Source organism: Anaerococcus prevotii DSM 20548 (assembly GCF_000024105.1).
In the GTDB taxonomy this organism is placed as follows: domain Bacteria; phylum Bacillota; class Clostridia; order Tissierellales; family Peptoniphilaceae; genus Anaerococcus; species Anaerococcus prevotii.
This window is the reverse complement of the sequence record NC_013171.1, coordinates 1,615,540-1,633,482: the sequence shown is the minus strand read 5'-3', so window position 1 is coordinate 1,633,482 and position 17,943 is coordinate 1,615,540. Positions and strand designations below refer to the sequence as shown.

17 protein-coding genes and 1 tRNA gene are annotated in these 17,943 nt (G+C 38.2%); 16 read left to right on the top strand and 2 right to left on the bottom strand.

All coding sequences use genetic code 11. The features are described 5' to 3' along the window. Nucleotides 1–16: 16 nt before the first annotated feature. Nucleotides 17–1,198 (bottom strand): NAD(P)/FAD-dependent oxidoreductase, encoded by a 1,182-nt coding sequence (locus tag APRE_RS07690; RefSeq protein WP_015778417.1) that lies wholly within the window; start codon nucleotides 1,196–1,198, stop codon nucleotides 17–19. Nucleotides 1,199–1,315: 117 nt separating this feature from the next. Between APRE_RS07690 and APRE_RS07685 the strand changes: the two genes are divergently transcribed. The 14 genes from APRE_RS07685 to APRE_RS07620 all read left to right on the top strand — a co-directional run bounded on the left by APRE_RS07685 (nucleotide 1,316) and on the right by APRE_RS07620 (nucleotide 16,314). Further along, on the top strand, nucleotides 1,316–1,822 hold the full coding sequence (locus APRE_RS07685; RefSeq protein ID WP_015778416.1) for a GNAT family N-acetyltransferase: 507 nt from the start codon (nucleotides 1,316–1,318) through the stop codon (nucleotides 1,820–1,822). After that, nucleotides 1,819–4,374, top strand: coding sequence for an ATP-dependent DNA helicase (locus APRE_RS07680; protein ID WP_015778415.1), 2,556 nt, complete (start codon nucleotides 1,819–1,821; stop codon nucleotides 4,372–4,374). The genes APRE_RS07685 and APRE_RS07680 overlap by 4 nt, the downstream gene beginning before the upstream one ends. Before the next feature lie 40 nt (nucleotides 4,375–4,414). Next, nucleotides 4,415–4,741 carry a PadR family transcriptional regulator gene (locus APRE_RS07675; protein WP_015778414.1) on the top strand — a complete coding sequence of 109 codons (327 nt, stop codon included), beginning with the start codon at nucleotides 4,415–4,417 and terminating at the stop codon, nucleotides 4,739–4,741. Then, nucleotides 4,738–5,436, top strand: coding sequence for a pseudouridine synthase (locus APRE_RS07670; RefSeq protein WP_015778413.1), 699 nt, complete (start codon nucleotides 4,738–4,740; stop codon nucleotides 5,434–5,436). Before APRE_RS07675 ends, APRE_RS07670 begins: the two co-directional genes overlap by 4 nt. 39 nt (nucleotides 5,437–5,475) lie before the next feature. After that, a complete protein-coding gene (locus tag APRE_RS07665; protein ID WP_015778412.1) occupies nucleotides 5,476–6,078 on the top strand; it encodes a sugar transferase in 603 nt (200 codons plus the stop codon). 202 nt (nucleotides 6,079–6,280) lie between these two features. Further along, on the top strand, nucleotides 6,281–6,850 hold the full coding sequence (locus tag APRE_RS07660) for a glycerol-3-phosphate responsive antiterminator (protein ID WP_015778411.1): 570 nt from the start codon (nucleotides 6,281–6,283) through the stop codon (nucleotides 6,848–6,850). 11 nt (nucleotides 6,851–6,861) lie between these two features. Beyond that, nucleotides 6,862–8,367 carry a glycerol kinase GlpK gene (gene glpK / locus APRE_RS07655; RefSeq protein WP_015778410.1) on the top strand — a complete coding sequence of 502 codons (1,506 nt, stop codon included), beginning with the start codon at nucleotides 6,862–6,864 and terminating at the stop codon, nucleotides 8,365–8,367. Between the two features lie 114 nt (nucleotides 8,368–8,481). Continuing rightward, nucleotides 8,482–9,903: an NAD(P)/FAD-dependent oxidoreductase gene (locus APRE_RS07650; RefSeq protein ID WP_015778409.1), complete on the top strand. Its 1,422-nt coding sequence runs from the start codon at nucleotides 8,482–8,484 to the stop codon at nucleotides 9,901–9,903. 10 nt (nucleotides 9,904–9,913) lie between these two features. Then, complete coding sequence (locus APRE_RS07645; RefSeq protein WP_015778408.1) at nucleotides 9,914–11,173, top strand: NAD(P)/FAD-dependent oxidoreductase; 1,260 nt, start codon at nucleotides 9,914–9,916, stop codon at nucleotides 11,171–11,173. After that, a complete protein-coding gene (locus APRE_RS07640; RefSeq protein ID WP_015778407.1) occupies nucleotides 11,170–11,526 on the top strand; it encodes a DUF1667 domain-containing protein in 357 nt (118 codons plus the stop codon). The genes APRE_RS07645 and APRE_RS07640 overlap by 4 nt, the downstream gene beginning before the upstream one ends. 237 nt (nucleotides 11,527–11,763) lie before the next feature. Then, on the top strand, nucleotides 11,764–13,596 hold the full coding sequence (locus APRE_RS07635) for an MSCRAMM family protein (protein WP_015778406.1): 1,833 nt from the start codon (nucleotides 11,764–11,766) through the stop codon (nucleotides 13,594–13,596). Nucleotides 13,597–13,651: 55 nt separating this feature from the next. Then, nucleotides 13,652–14,602, top strand: coding sequence for a class C sortase (locus tag APRE_RS07630; protein WP_015778405.1), 951 nt, complete (start codon nucleotides 13,652–13,654; stop codon nucleotides 14,600–14,602). Further along, entirely contained in the window at nucleotides 14,592–15,467 is an 876-nt protein-coding gene (locus tag APRE_RS07625; RefSeq protein WP_015778404.1) for a class C sortase, read from the top strand. The genes APRE_RS07630 and APRE_RS07625 overlap by 11 nt, the downstream gene beginning before the upstream one ends. Then, nucleotides 15,436–16,314: a class C sortase gene (locus tag APRE_RS07620; RefSeq protein WP_015778403.1), complete on the top strand. Its 879-nt coding sequence runs from the start codon at nucleotides 15,436–15,438 to the stop codon at nucleotides 16,312–16,314. Before APRE_RS07625 ends, APRE_RS07620 begins: the two co-directional genes overlap by 32 nt. 689 nt (nucleotides 16,315–17,003) lie before the next feature. Here APRE_RS07620 and APRE_RS07615 read toward each other — a convergent pair. Beyond that, nucleotides 17,004–17,080, bottom strand: a tRNA-Pro gene (locus APRE_RS07615). A 136-nt stretch (nucleotides 17,081–17,216) separates the two neighbouring features. On the opposite strand from APRE_RS07615, the gene APRE_RS07610 reads away from it, so the two are divergent. Together APRE_RS07610 and APRE_RS07605 are read left to right on the top strand one after the other, a co-directional pair. Continuing rightward, the gene (locus APRE_RS07610; protein WP_015778402.1) at nucleotides 17,217–17,690 is read left to right on the top strand and encodes a ribonuclease domain-containing protein; all 474 of its coding nucleotides are present in this window, start codon (nucleotides 17,217–17,219) and stop codon (nucleotides 17,688–17,690) included. Then, nucleotides 17,687–17,941 (top strand): barstar family protein, encoded by a 255-nt coding sequence (locus APRE_RS07605; protein WP_015778401.1) that lies wholly within the window; start codon nucleotides 17,687–17,689, stop codon nucleotides 17,939–17,941. Before APRE_RS07610 ends, APRE_RS07605 begins: the two co-directional genes overlap by 4 nt. Nucleotides 17,942–17,943: the final 2 nt, after the last annotated feature.

Here is a 17,943-nt window from a genome sequence, read left to right as displayed (position 1 = left end):
TTGAATTTTCCTATATCTATTTTCCAAAGATCTCTGTGCCTAGTTTAGTTTCTTCGATATTTGCTCCCTTAAATACTATATTTTTGACATCATTTTGGTATTTGATATCTCCCCAGAGGATGCCGCCTACGTAGGCATCTTCTTTTTTGAAGAGTTTGTAGATTTTGCCGTCGATTTCTTTCTTTTCTTCTTCGATTCCTTCACCTGAGTTCATGCCTGCTGAAAATAGCTTGATATCTCCTAGCATTAGGGTTGAGAATGGTTTTGGTTGCTTATAAGATTCGCTATCTCCTGTCATGTTATTACCTGCGATTTTACCCATTTCTTGGCTTGATGTCCAAAGTCCTATGGTGAATTGGCCGATTTGTGCACAGTCTCCTGCAGCAAAGATTCCTTCATGACCTGTTTCTAGGTGGTCGTTTACCATAATTCCTCTGTCAGTTTCAAGGCCTGATTCTTGGGCCATCTTGATATTTGATCTGATGCCTGCTTGAACCATTATAGCATCTGCAGGAATTTCAGTTCCATCAGCAAGCTTTACTCCACAAACTGCCCCGTCTTTTGTGAGGATTTCTTGGGTGTTTTTCCCTGTGTAGGTCGTAATTCCCATATTGTTTAAGTTTTCTTCAAGTTTTTCTGAAAGCTCACGGTCAAGTTGTCTTGCTAGTAGATAGTCGAAGCTTTCTATTACTGTGATGTTTAGGCCGAGTTTTTGGGCAGAGAAGGCTGCTTCTAGTCCTAGGATTCCTCCTCCTATAACTACAACTTCCTTCTTGTCGGCTACATATTCCTTGAAGCTTCTAAGGTCATCTACAGTTCTTATGGCAAAGACTCCCTTGGAGTCTACGTTTGTGATTGGTGGAACGAAGGCTCTAGCTCCTGTTGCGATTAGGGCCTTGCCAAATTCAATCTCTTCTCCATCGCCCAGATATGCAATTCTTTTTTCTGGATCTATCTTTTCTACTTTTGTAGAAAGTCTTTCTTCTATGTGTTTTTCGCTATACCAAGGTTCTTTTTTAACGAAAATTTCGTCTTCTTCGAAGTCTTTACAGATTAGCTCGGATAGTCTAGTTCTCCAGTAGGTAGATGGTTTTTCTTCTGAAACAATTAGAATTGAAGCGTCTGAATCCTTTTTTCTTATTTCTTCGGTTGCTGATAGGCCAGCAATTCCGTTTCCTATAATTAGATAATCGTACATAATATTCCTTTCCTATCTTTATTATTTATATCTATATTATACAGTTTGTTAAATTATCTGACAAACTAAACAAAGCCCTAAAGGAGTAGGGTATAGTAGTAGGAAAAGGGGGGACTTATGATATTTAGAAAAGCAAGCTCAGAAGATATAGAATCAATTGGGAAAATTATAGAAATGGCGAGGAAGTCTCTTCGTGATGATGGGATAGATCAATGGCAGAAGACCAATCCCAACGAGGATATTATAAGAGAGCAAATAGCAAAAGATGATGCCTATATATTTGACAAGGATGGAAAGGCCCTAGCCTATGCCTATGTTTTCGACGGAGTCGATCCTTCCTACAATGTCCATGAGGGTAAGTTTAAGACGGATAGTTATTTTGTAATCCATACCCTGATGGTTGATAATAGGGGAATTGTCCCAAAGCTTGGAACTAAGTTTATGGAGGCTTTGATAGACTTTACGGAAAAATCTGGCAAAGAAGCTATTAGAATAGACACCCACGAGGATAATTTCAGGATGAGGGGGCTCCTTCATAAGTTTTCCTTCGAGGAAATTGGCATTGTACAAATTGATGAGGACGGCGTTCCTAAAGATAGGATCTGCTATGAGAAAGTCCTATGAGAAACCTTGGTCAAGAAGAAATAATTAAAAATGCTAAGCTCCCAGCTGTGGTAATAGCAGGTCCCGGCACAGGCAAGACCCACACTATAGTAGGCTTTGTAGCAGAAGCCATCAAGGAGGGTAAATTTCCCGCAAACAAAGTCCTAATCACTACTTTCACTAAAAAGGCGGCCCGTGAGCTTAATACGAGAATTATTACTAGGCTTAGAAAAGATGGCCTAGATACAGATCTTGAGGATATGAAGATAGGTAACTTCCACTCTCTTGCCATATCCTTTATTAGCAAATACAGGAGGCTTGACGATAATTTCTTTAATCTTACTATAATCGACTCCAACATGGAGGAATTTATAGTAGAAGAAAATCTAGAGATTTTCACGAGCCTCCCTCACTTTGAGGACTTTATAGTAAAAGATTATGCTACGGCGACCATTCTTGATATCTTCCAAACCCTTATCAATCAAATGATAGACCCCTTATCTCTTAGGGATTCAGCTTCTCCTCAAGACAAGCTCGCCTACGAAATATTTACGACCTATGAAAAGCTTCTAGATTCCTTAGGCCTAATTAATTTCCAGCTTATCTTAAAACGCTTTTTGGACTTGCTTAAAGACCCTATAATAGGGGAGAAAATAAGAGAAGAGATAGACCTTGTTGTAATTGATGAATACCAGGACACCAACTTAATCCAGGAAGAAATCGCAATCAATCTTACGAAAAATGGCAATATCATAGTCTTTGGAGATGACGACCAGGCCCTTTATTCCTTTAGGGGAGCCGATGCGAGAAACCTAACCCATTTTGATGAGAAATTCTACCAGAGGACTGGAATTAGGGCGAGTAAATACTTTCTGAATATTAATTATAGGTCAAATCAAGTTATAATTGATAAGGCCAGGGCCTTTATGGATGAGGCCAAGGGTTCTAGCAAGAAGGACCTTAAGTCAAATAAGGCAGAGGAAAATCCCAATACCATAGTAAGGGCTAGGGCAGATGAGATGGACAATATCGTAATGATAGTTAAGCTCTTATCAAAGAAAATAAAACTCGGACAAATTGCCTTTCTCTTTCCAAGCTTTAACAATTCATATCCTTCAATCCTCCAGAAGAAATTCGAAAATGCTGGGATTAAAGTAATCAACAGGAAAAGCGATGGCTACTTTAGAAGAGAAGAAATTCGCCTAATAATTTTTGTCCTCCTTAAAATAGCAAGGACAGGTCCTATCAATACCGATTTTCGGGGAGGAAAGATGACCTATGGGCAAAGGCAGAAACTTGACTATAGGAACTTCCTTAAGGAAATCTATGAAGATGATAAGTTCAAGGAAAATAGGAAGCTTAGAAATTTCATAGAAGATTTTTCAGAATCTTATTCTATATCAGACCTTATTTACAAGCTTATGGGCCTTGAGACCTTTAAGGATATCCTTAAGGATAAGAATCAAGATAAGAAGGATCTTATTTTCAAAAATATCAGCAAATTCATAAATCTTGCTGTAGACTATGATGAGATTTTTGAAGAAACTAATAGTTATTATCAGAAGTTCATCTTCTCCTATATTTTTATTTATTTTAAGAAAAACGCCATAGGAGAGTTCGATGAGGATGATGTCTACGACGATTCCATAAACTTCATGACCATCCACCAGTCCAAAGGCTTGGAGTTTGAGGCAGTATTCGTATCTAGCCTAGGAGATTATCCGAGAAGAGATTATGATAAGTTTACAGATAGGTTTGTTGAAAAGGATAGCCTAGAGAAAAAGGAATTGGATTTCTATAGAAAATATTACACGGCCTTCACCAGGGCAAAAAACCTCTTGGTCCTTCTGGATAATTCGACAGATCGAAGAATAAAAAACTTCGCATATACCCTCGATTCTTCATCCAAGTTAAGCTCTATTGACTTTAAGATGGAAGAGAGAAAAGATGATAAGAAAATCCTAGCCTTTACCACAGACATCGATGTCTATATGACCTGCCCCCTAAAGTATAAATTTGTAAGGAAACTTTCCTTTAGGACTAAGAAGACCGAAAGCCTAATCTTTGGATCAAAGGTCCACAATCTAGCTCAATATATCTACTCTCCTTCCTTTGACAAGAAGGATATGACAAGCTTCTTGTGGGAAAATAAGGGATACATTGAGCCAGTTTCAAACCTACTAAACAGGGGATTTAATGTGAAGCTAAGCGAGGCGAACTACAAGGCGGATAGAGATTTTTATATCCTTCAAGGAAATATTGACCTTATTTTAGAAGATTCCTCAATCATGGACCTAAAGACTGGGTCTTTTGATGAGAAAAGTCTCGCCAAATACAAAAAGCAACTTCTAACCTATAGACAGCTCCTCCTAGCTAATGGCAAGGAAGTAGGGAAAATCTACCTATATTTTATAGAAAAAGACGACCTAATCGAAGTAAAGGATGAAGGTTTTGACATGGCTGCTATAGATGATGTGGCTAGGGAGATCGTTAGAGAAAACTTCAATCATAAGACCGAAGATAGGAAAGCTTGTAAGTTCTGTCCTATGAAGCACTTCTGCGAGCGAGCTTGAAATCCACCTACTATGTTATACAATATAGATAGGTGATAAAATGATTGAATCTCAAATGCTAAAGGGAGTAATAGAAGGCGTTATACTCCATATTATAAAAAACAACGAAACTTATGGCTATGAAATCGTAGAAGAACTAAAGAACTCTGGCTTTTATGCCATGACTGAAGGAACGGTCTACCCAATCCTACAGAGACTTTCCAAAAAGGGATATATCTTTGGAGCTTATAAGAAATCTACGATTGGGCCAAAGAGAAAATATTACTATATAAGCCCAAAGGGCAGGGACTATCTCGATAGCTTTTACAAGTCCTTTGACGAGTTAAGTTATGCTACGGGAAATGTATTAAGTAAGGGGATAAAATGAGACTAGATAAGATGATAGGAAACTCTGGCCTAGATACCAGAAAAAATATAAAGAAAAATGCCAAGAAGGGAGCTATCCTTGTAAATGGCGAAGTAGTAAAAGATACAGCAACCCAGGTCGACCCAGAAGTCGATGAAGTATACTATATGGGTCATTTCGTAGATTATTTCGAAAATATTTATGTTATGATGAATAAGCCTGCGGGCTTTCTTTCGGCGACAGAAGACAAAGACCCAACTGTAATAGATCTCTTGGATGATTTCTATAAAGTAATCGACTTATCAATAGCAGGAAGGCTCGATAAGGATACTACAGGCCTCCTCCTTCTTTCAACAGATGGTAAGTTCATCCACAAGGTAACAAGCCCAAATTCTAATATAGAAAAAACCTATCTTGTAGAATGTAGAGATAAGATAGATGAGAGCCTAATAGACTTATTCAAAGAAGGAGTCTATATCAAAGAAGATGACTACACAGCAAGAAGTGCCAAGCTTGAGATATTAGAAGAGAAAAAGGCAATAGTCAAGGTTACGGAAGGTAAGTTTCACTTAGTAAAAAGACTATTTTCAAATTGTTGCAACAAGGTGGAAAAGCTCAAAAGAATTGCCATAGGAGACTTATCCCTAGACGAACACTTGGCAGAAGGCGAGTATAGGGAGTTAAGTGATGATGAAATATCCCTACTTATGGAGTAAAATAAGGATAATATAAGTAAGGATTAGACGGAGAAAACTATGTATGAAAATTACGTAAAGAATATATTGGATAGGATTTTGGCTCTTTTGGGTCTTATAATCCTCTCTCCAATATTTTTGCTTACAGCTCTCGCCATCAAAATCGAAGAGCCCAGGGGAAAAGTCTTCTTCATCCAGGATAGGTCTGGTAAGGAAGGTAAGGCTTTCTCCTGCATCAAATTTAGGTCGATGTCGACAGAGGCGCCAAACAACGCCGCAACTTGGGAGCTTGATAATGCGGATAGCTACATAACAAAAGTGGGCCGTTTCATCAGAAAGACATCCATAGACGAGCTTCCCCAGCTTATAAATATAATAAGGGGAGATATGAGCATAGTTGGCCCAAGGCCGGTTATCCTTAAGGAAGAAGAGCTAATTAACTTAAGGAGAAAGTTCGGTGCCTTGAGTGTAAGGCCAGGAATTACAGGACTTAGCCAAATTTCGGGCAGGGATAATCTCCCTCCCAAGAAAAAGGCCGAGACAGATGGTGAGTATGCAGCAAATGTAACTTTCTTAAATGACTTAAAAATAATATTAAAAACAATCCCCCAAGTCCTATCTGGAGAAGGGGTTAGCGAAGGAAAGAAGGAAGATTTTAGGTAAAACTAAACATTTTCCTTATTTTTCTTAAAAATTTTCACCTTGAATGATTTAAACTACGGGCTCTTGTCTGCTTCTATAAAAATATTTATGAAAATGATTGCAAGAATAAAATATTTATGGTAAACTACTAGTAAGAGAATATATTAGAGAAGACGAGCTGTAGTAAATTTGCACGCTCGTTTTCTGTGTTCATGGAGGTTGTATGACACACGAAGAGATTTTCGATATAATTTATGAAAATCCAATAATCATGGCTATCAAAAATAACAAAGATTTAAGAGACTCTTTGGATAGTGAAAACAAAATAGTGTTCGTGCTTTTTGGTACTGTAGAAAGCATCCCACACATAGTCAAAAAACTTAAAAAACATGGCAAGATAGTTATGGTTCATGAGGATTTGATTGAAGGATTATCAAGCTCTCCACTGTCGTCGGCTTTCATTAAAAATTATACTGACGCTGATGGAATTATTACTACGAGGCCGCAAAATGCCGCTTACGCTAGGCAGATTGGCTTATTTGCTATTTTAAGATTCTTTGTCCTAGATTCTCTATCATATGAGAATGTGAAGGAGACTGTAAAGAAGGCAAATTGCGACCTTATAGAGATACTTCCGGGGATTATGCCAAAGATATTGGATGATATATCAAAAAGGACTAGGATTCCTTTGGTAGCAGGCGGGCTAATCAACGAGAAATCGGATGTAATCGAGGCCCTAAATGCCAACGCTATTGCGATATCGTCATCTAATACCGATGTTTGGAAAATGTAAAAGGAGATATTATGGGAAAATATATCATGGCACTTGATGCTGGAACAACTAGTAACAGAGCAATCATCTTTAACAAAAAGGGCGAGATCATGTCAGTGGCTCAAAAAGAGTTCACTCAATTCTTTCCGCATCCAGGCTGGGTTGAACATGATGCAACAGAAATCTGGTCAACTCAATTAGGTGTTTGTACAGAAGCTATCGCAAAACTTGGCGTAAGTGCAGATGACATCGAGGCGATCGGTATCACCAACCAAAGAGAGACAACCATAGTTTGGGAAAAAGATACAGGTAAACCTGTCTATAATGCAATCGTTTGGCAATGTCGTCGTACAGCAGACATGGCAGACAAACTAGTAGAAGATGGCTACAAAAAGACAATCCAAGACAAGACTGGACTTGTAGTAGACCCATACTTCTCAGGAACCAAAATCCGCTGGATCCTAGATCATATCGAAAATGGTCAAGAAAGAGCAGAAAACGGCGAACTCCTCTTTGGTACAGTAGATACTTGGTTAATCTACAACTTAACACGTGGTAAGGTTCACGTAACAGACTACTCAAACGCATCAAGAACAATGATCTTTAACATCCACACCCTAGAATGGGATGATGAATTATGTGGAATACTAAATATTCCAAAATGTATGCTTCCAGAAGTTAAACCATCTTCACACATCTACGGAAATACATTCCCAGGATACTTCGATGGTGAAATTCCAATAGCTGGTATAGCAGGAGACCAACAAGCTGCCCTATTCGGACAAACTTGCTTCGATGAAGGAGATGCAAAGAACACATATGGAACAGGTGCCTTCCTGCTAATGAATACAGGCGAGACTGCAGTTAAGTCAGACAATGGTCTAGTAACAACCATAGCTTGGGGACTTGGAGATGGCAAGGTAAACTACGCACTTGAAGGTTCAATCTTCGTTGCAGGATCTGCTATCCAATGGCTAAGAGACCAACTAAGAATCGTAGATGCTGCTGATGATACAGAATATATGGCAACCAAAGTCGATGATACAAATGGCTGCTACGTAGTGCCAGCCTTTACTGGACTAGGTGCACCATACTGGGATGCTTACGCAAGAGGATCAATCGTTGGTATAACAAGAGGAACAAGCAAATACCATATAGTTAGAGCAACACTAGAGTCCCTAGCTTACCTAACAAATGACGTACTTCAAGCTATGAGTAAGGATAGCAAGAGAGAACTTCACGAGCTTAAGGTAGACGGTGGAGCAAGTGCAAACAACTTCCTAATGCAATTCCAATCTGATATGATCCAAACTAAGGTAGAAAGGCCTAAGACACTAGAGACAACAGCTCTCGGAGCATCTTATCTTGCAGGACTTGCTGTAGGTTACTACAAAGACCTAGAAGAGATAAAAGAGAATCGTCTAGTTGACCGTGAATTTACTCCAGAAATCTCCAAAGAAGAAAGAGATAAGAAGGACAGAAACTGGCAAAGAGCAGTTGACAGATCATTCTCTTGGGCAAAAACTTACGAAGAATAATTAACAAATTAGAAAAAATGTGATACAATATAAACAGAATATAAATTAGAGAAGGCGAGCTAAAGTATTACCCTACTTTAGCTCGCCTTTTTCTATTATAAAAGGGAGGATTATATGTATGATGCTATAATTATAGGCGGTGGAGTCACAGGAACATCAATAGCCTACCAATTGTCAAAGAAAAAAGGAAAATTCCTATTATTAGAAAAAAACGAAGATGTATGTACAGAAACATCTAAGGCAAACTCAGGAATCTGCCACGGTGGTTACGACGCAATTCCTGGAACAATGAAAGCTAAGATGAATGTCAAAGGAAATCATATGATGGCTGATGAGGCTAAGAAGCTATCTTTTCCTTACAAACAAATCGGAACTTTTGTTTTATGCCACGACGAAAAAGATTATCCTAAATTAAAAGAACTTTACGATCAAGGTATAGCAAATGGCGTAGGTGGTATGGAAATTCTTGATGGAGACCAAGTTCGTGAAATGGAGCCAAATGTCTCAGACGATGTATGCTACGCCCTATATTGTAAAGAAGCTGGAATAATAGATCCATTTCTTATGAACATTGCTTTTGCTGAAGTATCCAACATAAATGGAGTTGACTATAAATTTAATGAAAAAGTAACAGAAACAAATCCAAAAGACGGATATTGGGAAGTTGTTACAGAAAATGCTACATACGAAACTAAGGCAGTCATCAATGCAGCAGGACTTTACTCAGACGAAATCCACAACAGAGTTAGCGATGAGAAGTTTGAAATAAAAGCTAGACGTGGTGAATATCTCTTACTAGATAAGGATACCAAAGGCTTTGTAAACCACGTTATGTTCAACCTACCTACAGAAAAAGGTAAGGGAATCTTAGTTTCACCAACAATTGATGAAAATACCCTAGTAGGCCCAACATCAGACTTTGTAGATGACAAGGGAGACTTAAGATCAACTAGAGAACACCTAGAAGAAGTTATCGAAAAATCAAATGATACAGTTAAAAACGTACCTGTAAGAATGGTAATAACATCATTTTCAGGTAACAGAGCTCACGAGAAGGGTGGAGACTTTATCCTTAAGGAAAGCCTTGATGGATTCTTCGATTGTATAGGAATAGAATCACCAGGACTAACCTCAGCTCCAGCTATAGGTGAATATATGGCAAATCTTGTAAGCGAAAAATTAAACTTAGAAGATAACAAGGACTTTGTCTATGATAGAAAACCTACACCAAAAACAAGTGAACTAAGCCTAGAAGAACACGATAAGCTAATCAAGGAAGATCCAAGATACGGCAAGATCATCTGTAGATGTGAAAAAGTGACTGAAGGTGAAATAGTAGATGCTATCAACAGACCACTAGGAGCTAGAACAGTTGACGGAGTCAAAAGAAGAGTAAGAGCTACAGCAGGAAGATGCCAAGGAGGCTTCTGCCTACCAAGAGTTATGGAAATACTCGCTAGAGAGCTTGATGAAAATTACGATGATATAGTCAAAAACCACAAGGATTCTTACTATATCAAAGGTCATGTAAAGTAAGGAGGGCACAATGAAAAATTATGATTTAGTAGTAGTAGGTGGAGGTCCTGCAGGTCTTGCTGCAGCTGCCAAGGCCTATGATTTGGGTGTAAAAAACATCCTTGTAGTAGAAAGAGACGAAATGCTCGGAGGAATCCTTAACCAATGTATCCACAATGGATTCGGCCTACACAGATTCAAAGAAGAGCTAACAGGACCAGAATATGCCCAAAGATTTGCTGACCTAGTAGAAGAAAGAGACATAGATGTCCTCCTAAACACAATAGTAATGGACTTTGCAAATGACAAGACCCTTACACTAATGAATGAAGAAAACGGAATGTTTACCCTAAAACCAAAGGCAGTAATCCTTGCTATGGGTTGTAGGGAGAGACCAAGAGGAGCCCTAAACATCCCAGGAAGTAGACCAGCTGGAGTATATTCAGCAGGAACTGCTCAAAGGATGATCAACCTCGAAGGCTATATGCCAGGCAAGAAAGTCGTAATCCTAGGATCTGGTGATATCGGCCTAATCATGGCAAGAAGAATGACCCTAGAAGGTGCCGAAGTTCAATGTGTTGCAGAAATTATGCCATATTCTGGTGGACTAAAAAGAAATATAGTTCAATGTCTAGATGACTTTGACATACCACTTTACTTTAACACAACAATCTCAGGCATCGAAGGAAAAGACAGAGTAGAAGGCTGTACCCTTTCCCAAGTTGACGAGAACATGAAAGTAATACCAGGTACAGAAAAACACTACGACTGTGATACCATACTTCTATCAGTAGGCCTTCTTCCAGAAAACGAACTAACAAAAGAAGCGGGAATCGAAATAGATCCAAAAACCAAGGGAGCTATCGTATCAGATAGATTAATGACAAATATCCCAGGAGTATTCGCTTGCGGTAACGTCCTACACGTTCACGACCTAGTAGATTATGTAACAGACGAAAGTGAGCTAGCAGCAGAAAACGCAGCCCACTACATCGAAGGTAAATTCGAAGAATCTAAGGCAGATCCTATATATCTAACAGCTGGTGAAGGCGTATCCTACACCTTGCCACAATACATTAACCCAGATACAATGGCTGATACTGCAATAGTTAGATTTAGAGTAAATAATGTCTACCAAAACAGAATCCTAAAAATGTACGTTGATGGCAAAGAAGTAGCAAAGAAAAGAAAATTAGTCTATGCTCCAGGAGAAATGGAAGATCTAATCCTAAAGAAAGAAGACCTTCCAGAAGGAGCTAAGGAAATAGAAATCAAATTGGAGGAAATATGAAAAAGGAATTAACATGTATCAATTGTCCTCTAGGCTGTTCTGTAACAGTAACCATGGAAGATGATGGAACAATAACAGATATCACTGGAAACACCTGCAAAAGAGGTGAGGTTTACGCAAGAAACGAAGTGAAAAATCCAGTAAGAACCGTAACATCAACTGTTAAAGTTGAGGGCGGATCTGCTTATTCTGTGCCAGTGAAGACTAGTGATGCAATACCAAAGGGTAAAATGAAAGAAGCAATGGTTGAAATTAACGAAGCCGTTGCCAAGGCTCCTATCAAAGTAGGGGATGTGATAATCGATTCAATAGCAGGCACAGGAATAAAGCTTGTAGCTACTGCCAATAGATAAAATAGAATCTTCTCTAAAATATATTAACTAAAGACGCGGGATAAAACTCGCGTTTTTACTTTTATAAGCAAAGATTATCTTTAAAAGATATGGTCTTATTTAGCAAACTATGTTATAATAATAGTAAAAAGAAAGCTTTTGTTAGAAATATTTAAGATTGTAATATATTATTATAAATTCTTACACAAAATCTATAAGCTTAAGAAGAAAAAACATACATAAATTCTAGGAGGAGATATGAAAAGGGAGAGAAAATTTAGACTGGTGGCATTCATCCTACCAATTCTAATGCTTATTCAAGCCTTTTTCCTTGCGCCTGTGGGTTTGGCTGAGGAAGAGGCGAAAAAAGTGACTTATACCATACACCTTGATTTTTCAATCAAAGATACTTCGGTTAAAGAATCTAGTGCAAGACAGGTTAAGCTTTGGAAAATACCACAAGATAAGCTAAAAAAAGATCAGGCTGGTGAGGTTGATAGACTTTCTATGGCCAAAAAATATGATGATATGAAGGAAGAAGATATCATAAAAGATCTCGGGGAAGAAATCCTTACAAGCGAAGAGTCTAAAATCAATGAAAATGGCGATAAAGAAAGAATTAGCCTACAAATAGAACAGGAAGAAAATGAAGAATCTTATTATCTTATAAAAGAAAGTGAAGAATCTTTCGCTAAGATGAAGGATAGAATTGATTCAGGAAAATCTTCTAAGCTTACTACAACAGTATTAAAAGTACCTAATGATGAATTTAAGAATAATGAATTACTTATTAATCTTAAAGATAGTCCAAAGACTAAGGATTTAAAAATAATAAAGGTAGATGCTGATAATCCTAATATCAAGTTAGATAAGGTTCAGTTTAAATTATTTAAGAGAGTAGGAAATACAGCTGAAGATAATAATATTTCTGAAGAAAAGTATAATGATATTCCGATTGAAGTAGAGGGAAGCTTTGGTACTTATAAGTTCAAATCCGAAATAGAAGATGAAAAACTTGCTACAGTATTACAAACCAACACAGACGGAGAAATAACAGTTTCTGGTCTTGAAGAAAATTCTTACTATGTATTCAAAGAAGTTAAGGCTATTGAAGGTTATGATAAAACTTTAAATGAAGGTATTATCTCTGAAGCCAAAAAGCCTGGTGAAGGCGATATTATATTTAAAAATAAGAGAATCCCAACATTAATCAAATATGCTAAAGATACTGGAAAAATGCTTGATGGAGTAAAGTTTTCTGTTTATAAGAAAGACGGCGAAGATAAACTTAAGTTTAGACAAGGAGAAACTTCTGGCGAATATATTTATGATGAAGCAGGAGATCTTACAGATATCGAAACCAAATCTGGTGGTAAGATCTATCTTCGTGAATTGCCAGCAGGAGACTATTATTTTAAAGAGATAACTGCTGCAGAAGGATATATAAAGTCTGAGGATTCTTATGAATTTAGCGTTGATGAAAACCACAATATAAAAGTTAACGGTAAAGCTGAATCTCTAAAGGTTGAAAACGTGCCTGAAAACGAAAATCCAACACCACCAGGAGAAAATCCTAAGGGAAGTCATAAGTTTATCAAAGTAGACAAAGATGACCACGGCAAAAAGCTAGCTGGAGCTAAGTTTAAGGTTCAAAAGCTAGTAGACGATAAGTATATGACAGTAGTTAGAGATGGCTCAGAATACATCGTAGAATCAGATGCTAATGGAGCCTTAGAGGTAACAGATCTAGAATATGGCCACTATAGACTAAAAGAAGTAGGCTTTCCAGAAGATTACAATCCAGTTGTTGAATTTACAGAATTTGATATAAGCGCAGCATCATCTTTGAATACGCCTGCTCTTATAGAAAATGAACACAAGCCACCAAAAGAGGAAACGCCTCCTCCAACACCACCAACACCACCAGAAACTCCTTCTACTCCAACCAAGACACTTACCTCAAGGAGTCGTGGTCCATTAGTTAAGACTGGAGATATTAGAATTTGGATTTATTTTGCTATTGGTTTGATTATGATCGTGGCAGGATTTATCATTATCAGAAATCAAGATAAAAAACAAGAACTTGCATAGCTTAAGATAGATGCGGTAGGGATATCGTATCTATTTTGCTTATAAAGGATTTTAGATGGCGATTTTACGTAAAAATAAAGAAAATAAAAATATTAAGAAACAACCTTCCAGAAGGGCCAAGTGGACCTTTAGGCTTGTTTTCTTCTTGGGTTTCTTGGTAGCTCTCTATCCTCTTGTAAATAGACTCTACTACAGGATTGATTCCAACAACCAAGTATCAGTCTTTAACGAAGGTACCGACAAGCTAGCGACAGAAGAAATCGAAAGAAGGATGGGACTTGCCCGTGCTTACAACGACTCCTTGAACAATGCTGTCTCCGAAGACCCTTATGCCAAGGACAAGCAGGAAAAGGGAAGGGCAGAGTATGCGAGAATGCTTGAAGTCCACGAGATGATAGGCCACGTTGAGATACCAAAGATCAACCAAGACCTGCCAATCTATGCAGGAACTGCTGAGGAAGTCCTCCAAAAGGGAGTAGGGCACTTGGAGGGAACCTCTCTTCCAATCGGCGGTAACTCTACTCATTCTGTCCTTACAGCCCACTCTGGTTTGCCTGAGGCAACTCTCTTTACCCACCTGGGAGAGCTTGAGATAGGCGATAAGTTCTACGTCCACAATATTTCAGAAACCCTAGCCTATCAGGTCGATCAAATCAAGGTTATAGAGCCAACCAATTTCTCAGACCTATTAATCGACCCGGGTCATGATTATGTAACCCTTCTTACTTGTACTCCAATAATGATTAACTCTCACAGACTCATTGTTAGAGGCCACAGGGTGCCATATGTACCTGCTGTAGACGAGGAGTTAATCAGAACGACCAAGGCAAACTGGATCTTTAGACTCTTATTCTTCATAGCCCTATTCTTGATTATTATATTGATAATCTACCTATGGAAGCTAAGAAGAGATAACAAGAAATATTACACAAGGATTGAAGATATCAGAAGAAGACAAGATAAATTGATGAATAAGTCCAAGAAGGTGAAAGAAGATGAAGACTAAACTAAAAGATAAGATAAAGTTTGGTCTAATCTTCTTGGTGGGACTTCTAATATTTTCCTACCCGATGATTTCCCAGAAATTCTATGAAATCAAGGCAGAAGACGAGATAATCGAGTTTGTAAAGCAGAGTAAGGAAATAAACGAAGAAGAGGTAAACAAGAGGATGGAGCTTGCAAGGGCCTACAATGAGACCCTAGATCCTTCAAGGCTGTCCGACCCTTACAGCAAGAAGGAAGAAGAAGCTAGGGCCTACTACGCTCATATGCTTGAAGTAAATGAGATGATAGGCCACGTCGAAATACCAAAGATCAACCAGGACCTTCCTGTCTATGCCGGAACCAGCGAGACGGTCCTACAGAAGGGTTGCGGCCATTTGGAGGGGACTTCTCTTCCTGTAGGGGGTAAGTCTACCCACACGGTAATTACAGCCCACAGGGGCCTTCCTGAAGCCGTTTTGTTTAGGTACTTGGACCAACTAGTTGAAGGAGATATTTTCTACTTCCACAATATCCAGGGAACTCTGGCCTACAGGGTCGATCAAATTATGGTAGTCGAGCCAACCAACTTCGAGCCCGTCCTAGTCCAAGAAGGTAAGGACTACGCTACACTTTTGACCTGTACACCATATATGATAAACTCACACAGGCTTTTGGTTAGAGGCTACAGGATTCCTTACCAAGAGGCTATAGATGATGGTATTGCCAATACGCCGAGATTTAAACCAGACTTTTTCCAATTATTGCTAATACTAATGCCTATACTGGTATTTTTGATAATTGTATCCACAAGAGAAAAGAGAAAATCACTAAACTTAAGAAAAGAGGTAGAAGATATTGAAAAAACAATCAAAACTAACAAAAATTAGCTTCATAGGATATCTTCTTATCCTTATTGGCCTACTTTTTGTAACAGTGCCCTTGATAAATAGGACTGCAAACGAGATCTCCTATAACAAGAGAGTAGAAGAATTCGAGAAAGAGCAAGCAAATAGACCAAAAGAAGAAATCGAAGAAGAAAACAAGGCTGCCGAAAAATACAATGAGTTAGTCAAAAACTCCGACACCAGCATCCTAGATCCTTTCACTACAGAAGACAACCAGAACCGTTACAACTACTTCAAAAACTCAAACGAAGTCTTCGCCTACCTAGAAATCCCAAAACTCGGCAAGAATCTCCCAATCTATCTTGATGCGACACTTGATCACATATCAAGAGGAGTTGCCCAAGTAGAAGGAACAAGCATTCCTGTAGGAGGAAAGGGAACAAGGTCAGTCATAGCAGGCCACAGAGACTGGTGGGGAGATACCATGTTTCTTTATGTAGACGAACTAGTCGAAGGAGATGACGTCTACATCAAAAGAGCAACTGAGACCCTCCACTACAAGGTAAGCGACAAAGAAGTAATAGGCCCATATGATTGGGATAGACTAGAAAAAAGAGGAGACCAAGACGTCCTAACCCTCCTAACCTGTTCACCCTTCTACCCACCACGCCCAGACAGACTCCTAGTAAACTGCATAAGATACGAAGAGCCAAAAGAAGCAAATGGAGAAGAAAAGAAAGAAGATAAAAAAGAAGACCAAACTCCAGTAAAAAGAGTACAAAGAGCAAGCCTTCTAACAAAATTAGGAGCAGGCCTTGGAATAATCCTAATAATCCTCCTACTAGTGAGACTAATTAAAAGAATAAAATACACAAGAAAAAACAAATAAAACAAAAATCCCTTGGAAAATAAAAAACCGAGGGATTTTTTAGTAGAAAAGTTTAAAAAGAACTGATCCTAGGAGGTAAAACTCCCCTTATGTCACCAAACCACCCCTTATATCTAATTGTACTGGCCACAGTGAACGTAAGTGAATTGATGGCAGACCTTAATCGAGGCTTTTCGAGATAAAGGACAGGCTATGCTTGTCCTGAATCCGAAAACTACCGTCGAGCGAAGCGAAGCGAAGTCGAGATATCTCTTTCCAAATGTTAATTTACTATGAAAGCATTAGCACCATCGATCCTCACCTTCTCAAAGCCGCAAACATCAATAATTCCTACAATTATTAATATATAGTGATTACTTAAAAATGAGCACAAAAAAACTAGGTTTTAAAACCTAGTTTAAATTTATGGTCGGGGTGAAAGGATTCGGATCTTCGATCCTCACCTTCTCAAAGCCGCAAACATCAATAATTCCTACAATTATTAATATATAGTGATTACTTAAAAATGAGCACAAAAAAACTAGGTTTTAAAACCTAGTTTAAATTTATGGTCGGGGTGAAAGGATTCGGATCTTCGATCCTCACCTTCTCAAAGCCGCAAACATCAATAATGTTATAATTAATAATATATAGTAGTTACTTAAAAATTCGTACAAAAAAAGCCAGGTCATAAAACCTAGCTTAAATTCTGGTCGGGGTGAAAGGATTCGAACCTTCGACCTCATGTTCCCAAAACACGCGCGCTACCAAGCTGCGCCACACCCCGTTATCAACTGACTATTATAGTATACGACATATATTTCTTTTTGTCAAATCTTTTTTGAGAAATTTTAAATATTTTCTAAAATTCCTTCCTCTCCTCCAAGAGAATCTGTTATAATGATACCATAAGGAGATGAAAAATGAAAGTCAAAAAGTATTTTTCTTATCTTTTAATTATCCTGGCCTTGATTTTTACATCTTGTAGGCTTACAAATGATAAGGATATTAAGATAAATGAAGAGATAATAGAAGAAAATATTGGAGAAGAAGGAAAGATTCTAGATGAGGATGGATCTTACTATAGCTTGGAGGATGTTTCCTCATACCTTGTCGAATTTAACCATCTTCCTCCAAATTATATCACCAAGAAGGAGGCAATAGATTTAGGTTGGTCTCCTAAGGATGGTAATTTGTGGGATGTTACGGACAAGGCTGTGATCGGTGGAGATCATTTCGGAAACTTCGAAGGAAATCTTCCCGAAGGAAATTATAAGGAAGCTGACGTCAACTACAAGGGCGGAAGGCGAGGAGCCGAGAGGATAATTTTCGATGAAGATATAAACATCTACTACACCAAGGACCATTACGAGACATTTGAAAGGATACATCCATGATTAATATTGATGCGAACTTGTTTACTGACAAGGAAAGATTCTACGAGATTTTAAATGAGAATTTCGATTTTGATTATAAGGTAGAAAACCTGGACGCCCTTTTCGACCAGCTTATTTACGTCGACGCCTCTTTTAGGATAATCAATTACAAGAAAATTTTTACAAACCTCGGCGATTATGGGGATAAGCTAATGCGTGTTTTCCTCGATGGGGTAAAGATGTACGATTTGGATATAGATTTTATTAGTTGAGG

Coding starts and splice junctions, on each gene's coding strand:
- APRE_RS07690 (WP_015778417.1), bottom strand. CDS start 1,198: ATGTACGATTATCTAATTATAGGAAACGGAATTGCTGGCCTATCAGCA.
- APRE_RS07685 (WP_015778416.1), top strand. CDS start 1,316: ATGATATTTAGAAAAGCAAGCTCAGAAGATATAGAATCAATTGGGAAA.
- APRE_RS07680 (WP_015778415.1), top strand. CDS start 1,819: ATGAGAAACCTTGGTCAAGAAGAAATAATTAAAAATGCTAAGCTCCCA.
- APRE_RS07675 (WP_015778414.1), top strand. CDS start 4,415: ATGATTGAATCTCAAATGCTAAAGGGAGTAATAGAAGGCGTTATACTC.
- APRE_RS07670 (WP_015778413.1), top strand. CDS start 4,738: ATGAGACTAGATAAGATGATAGGAAACTCTGGCCTAGATACCAGAAAA.
- APRE_RS07665 (WP_015778412.1), top strand. CDS start 5,476: ATGTATGAAAATTACGTAAAGAATATATTGGATAGGATTTTGGCTCTT.
- APRE_RS07660 (WP_015778411.1), top strand. CDS start 6,281: ATGACACACGAAGAGATTTTCGATATAATTTATGAAAATCCAATAATC.
- glpK (WP_015778410.1), top strand. CDS start 6,862: ATGGGAAAATATATCATGGCACTTGATGCTGGAACAACTAGTAACAGA.
- APRE_RS07650 (WP_015778409.1), top strand. CDS start 8,482: ATGTATGATGCTATAATTATAGGCGGTGGAGTCACAGGAACATCAATA.
- APRE_RS07645 (WP_015778408.1), top strand. CDS start 9,914: ATGAAAAATTATGATTTAGTAGTAGTAGGTGGAGGTCCTGCAGGTCTT.
- APRE_RS07640 (WP_015778407.1), top strand. CDS start 11,170: ATGAAAAAGGAATTAACATGTATCAATTGTCCTCTAGGCTGTTCTGTA.
- APRE_RS07635 (WP_015778406.1), top strand. CDS start 11,764: ATGAAAAGGGAGAGAAAATTTAGACTGGTGGCATTCATCCTACCAATT.
- APRE_RS07630 (WP_015778405.1), top strand. CDS start 13,652: ATGGCGATTTTACGTAAAAATAAAGAAAATAAAAATATTAAGAAACAA.
- APRE_RS07625 (WP_015778404.1), top strand. CDS start 14,592: ATGAAGACTAAACTAAAAGATAAGATAAAGTTTGGTCTAATCTTCTTG.
- APRE_RS07610 (WP_015778402.1), top strand. CDS start 17,217: ATGAAAGTCAAAAAGTATTTTTCTTATCTTTTAATTATCCTGGCCTTG.
- APRE_RS07605 (WP_015778401.1), top strand. CDS start 17,687: ATGATTAATATTGATGCGAACTTGTTTACTGACAAGGAAAGATTCTAC.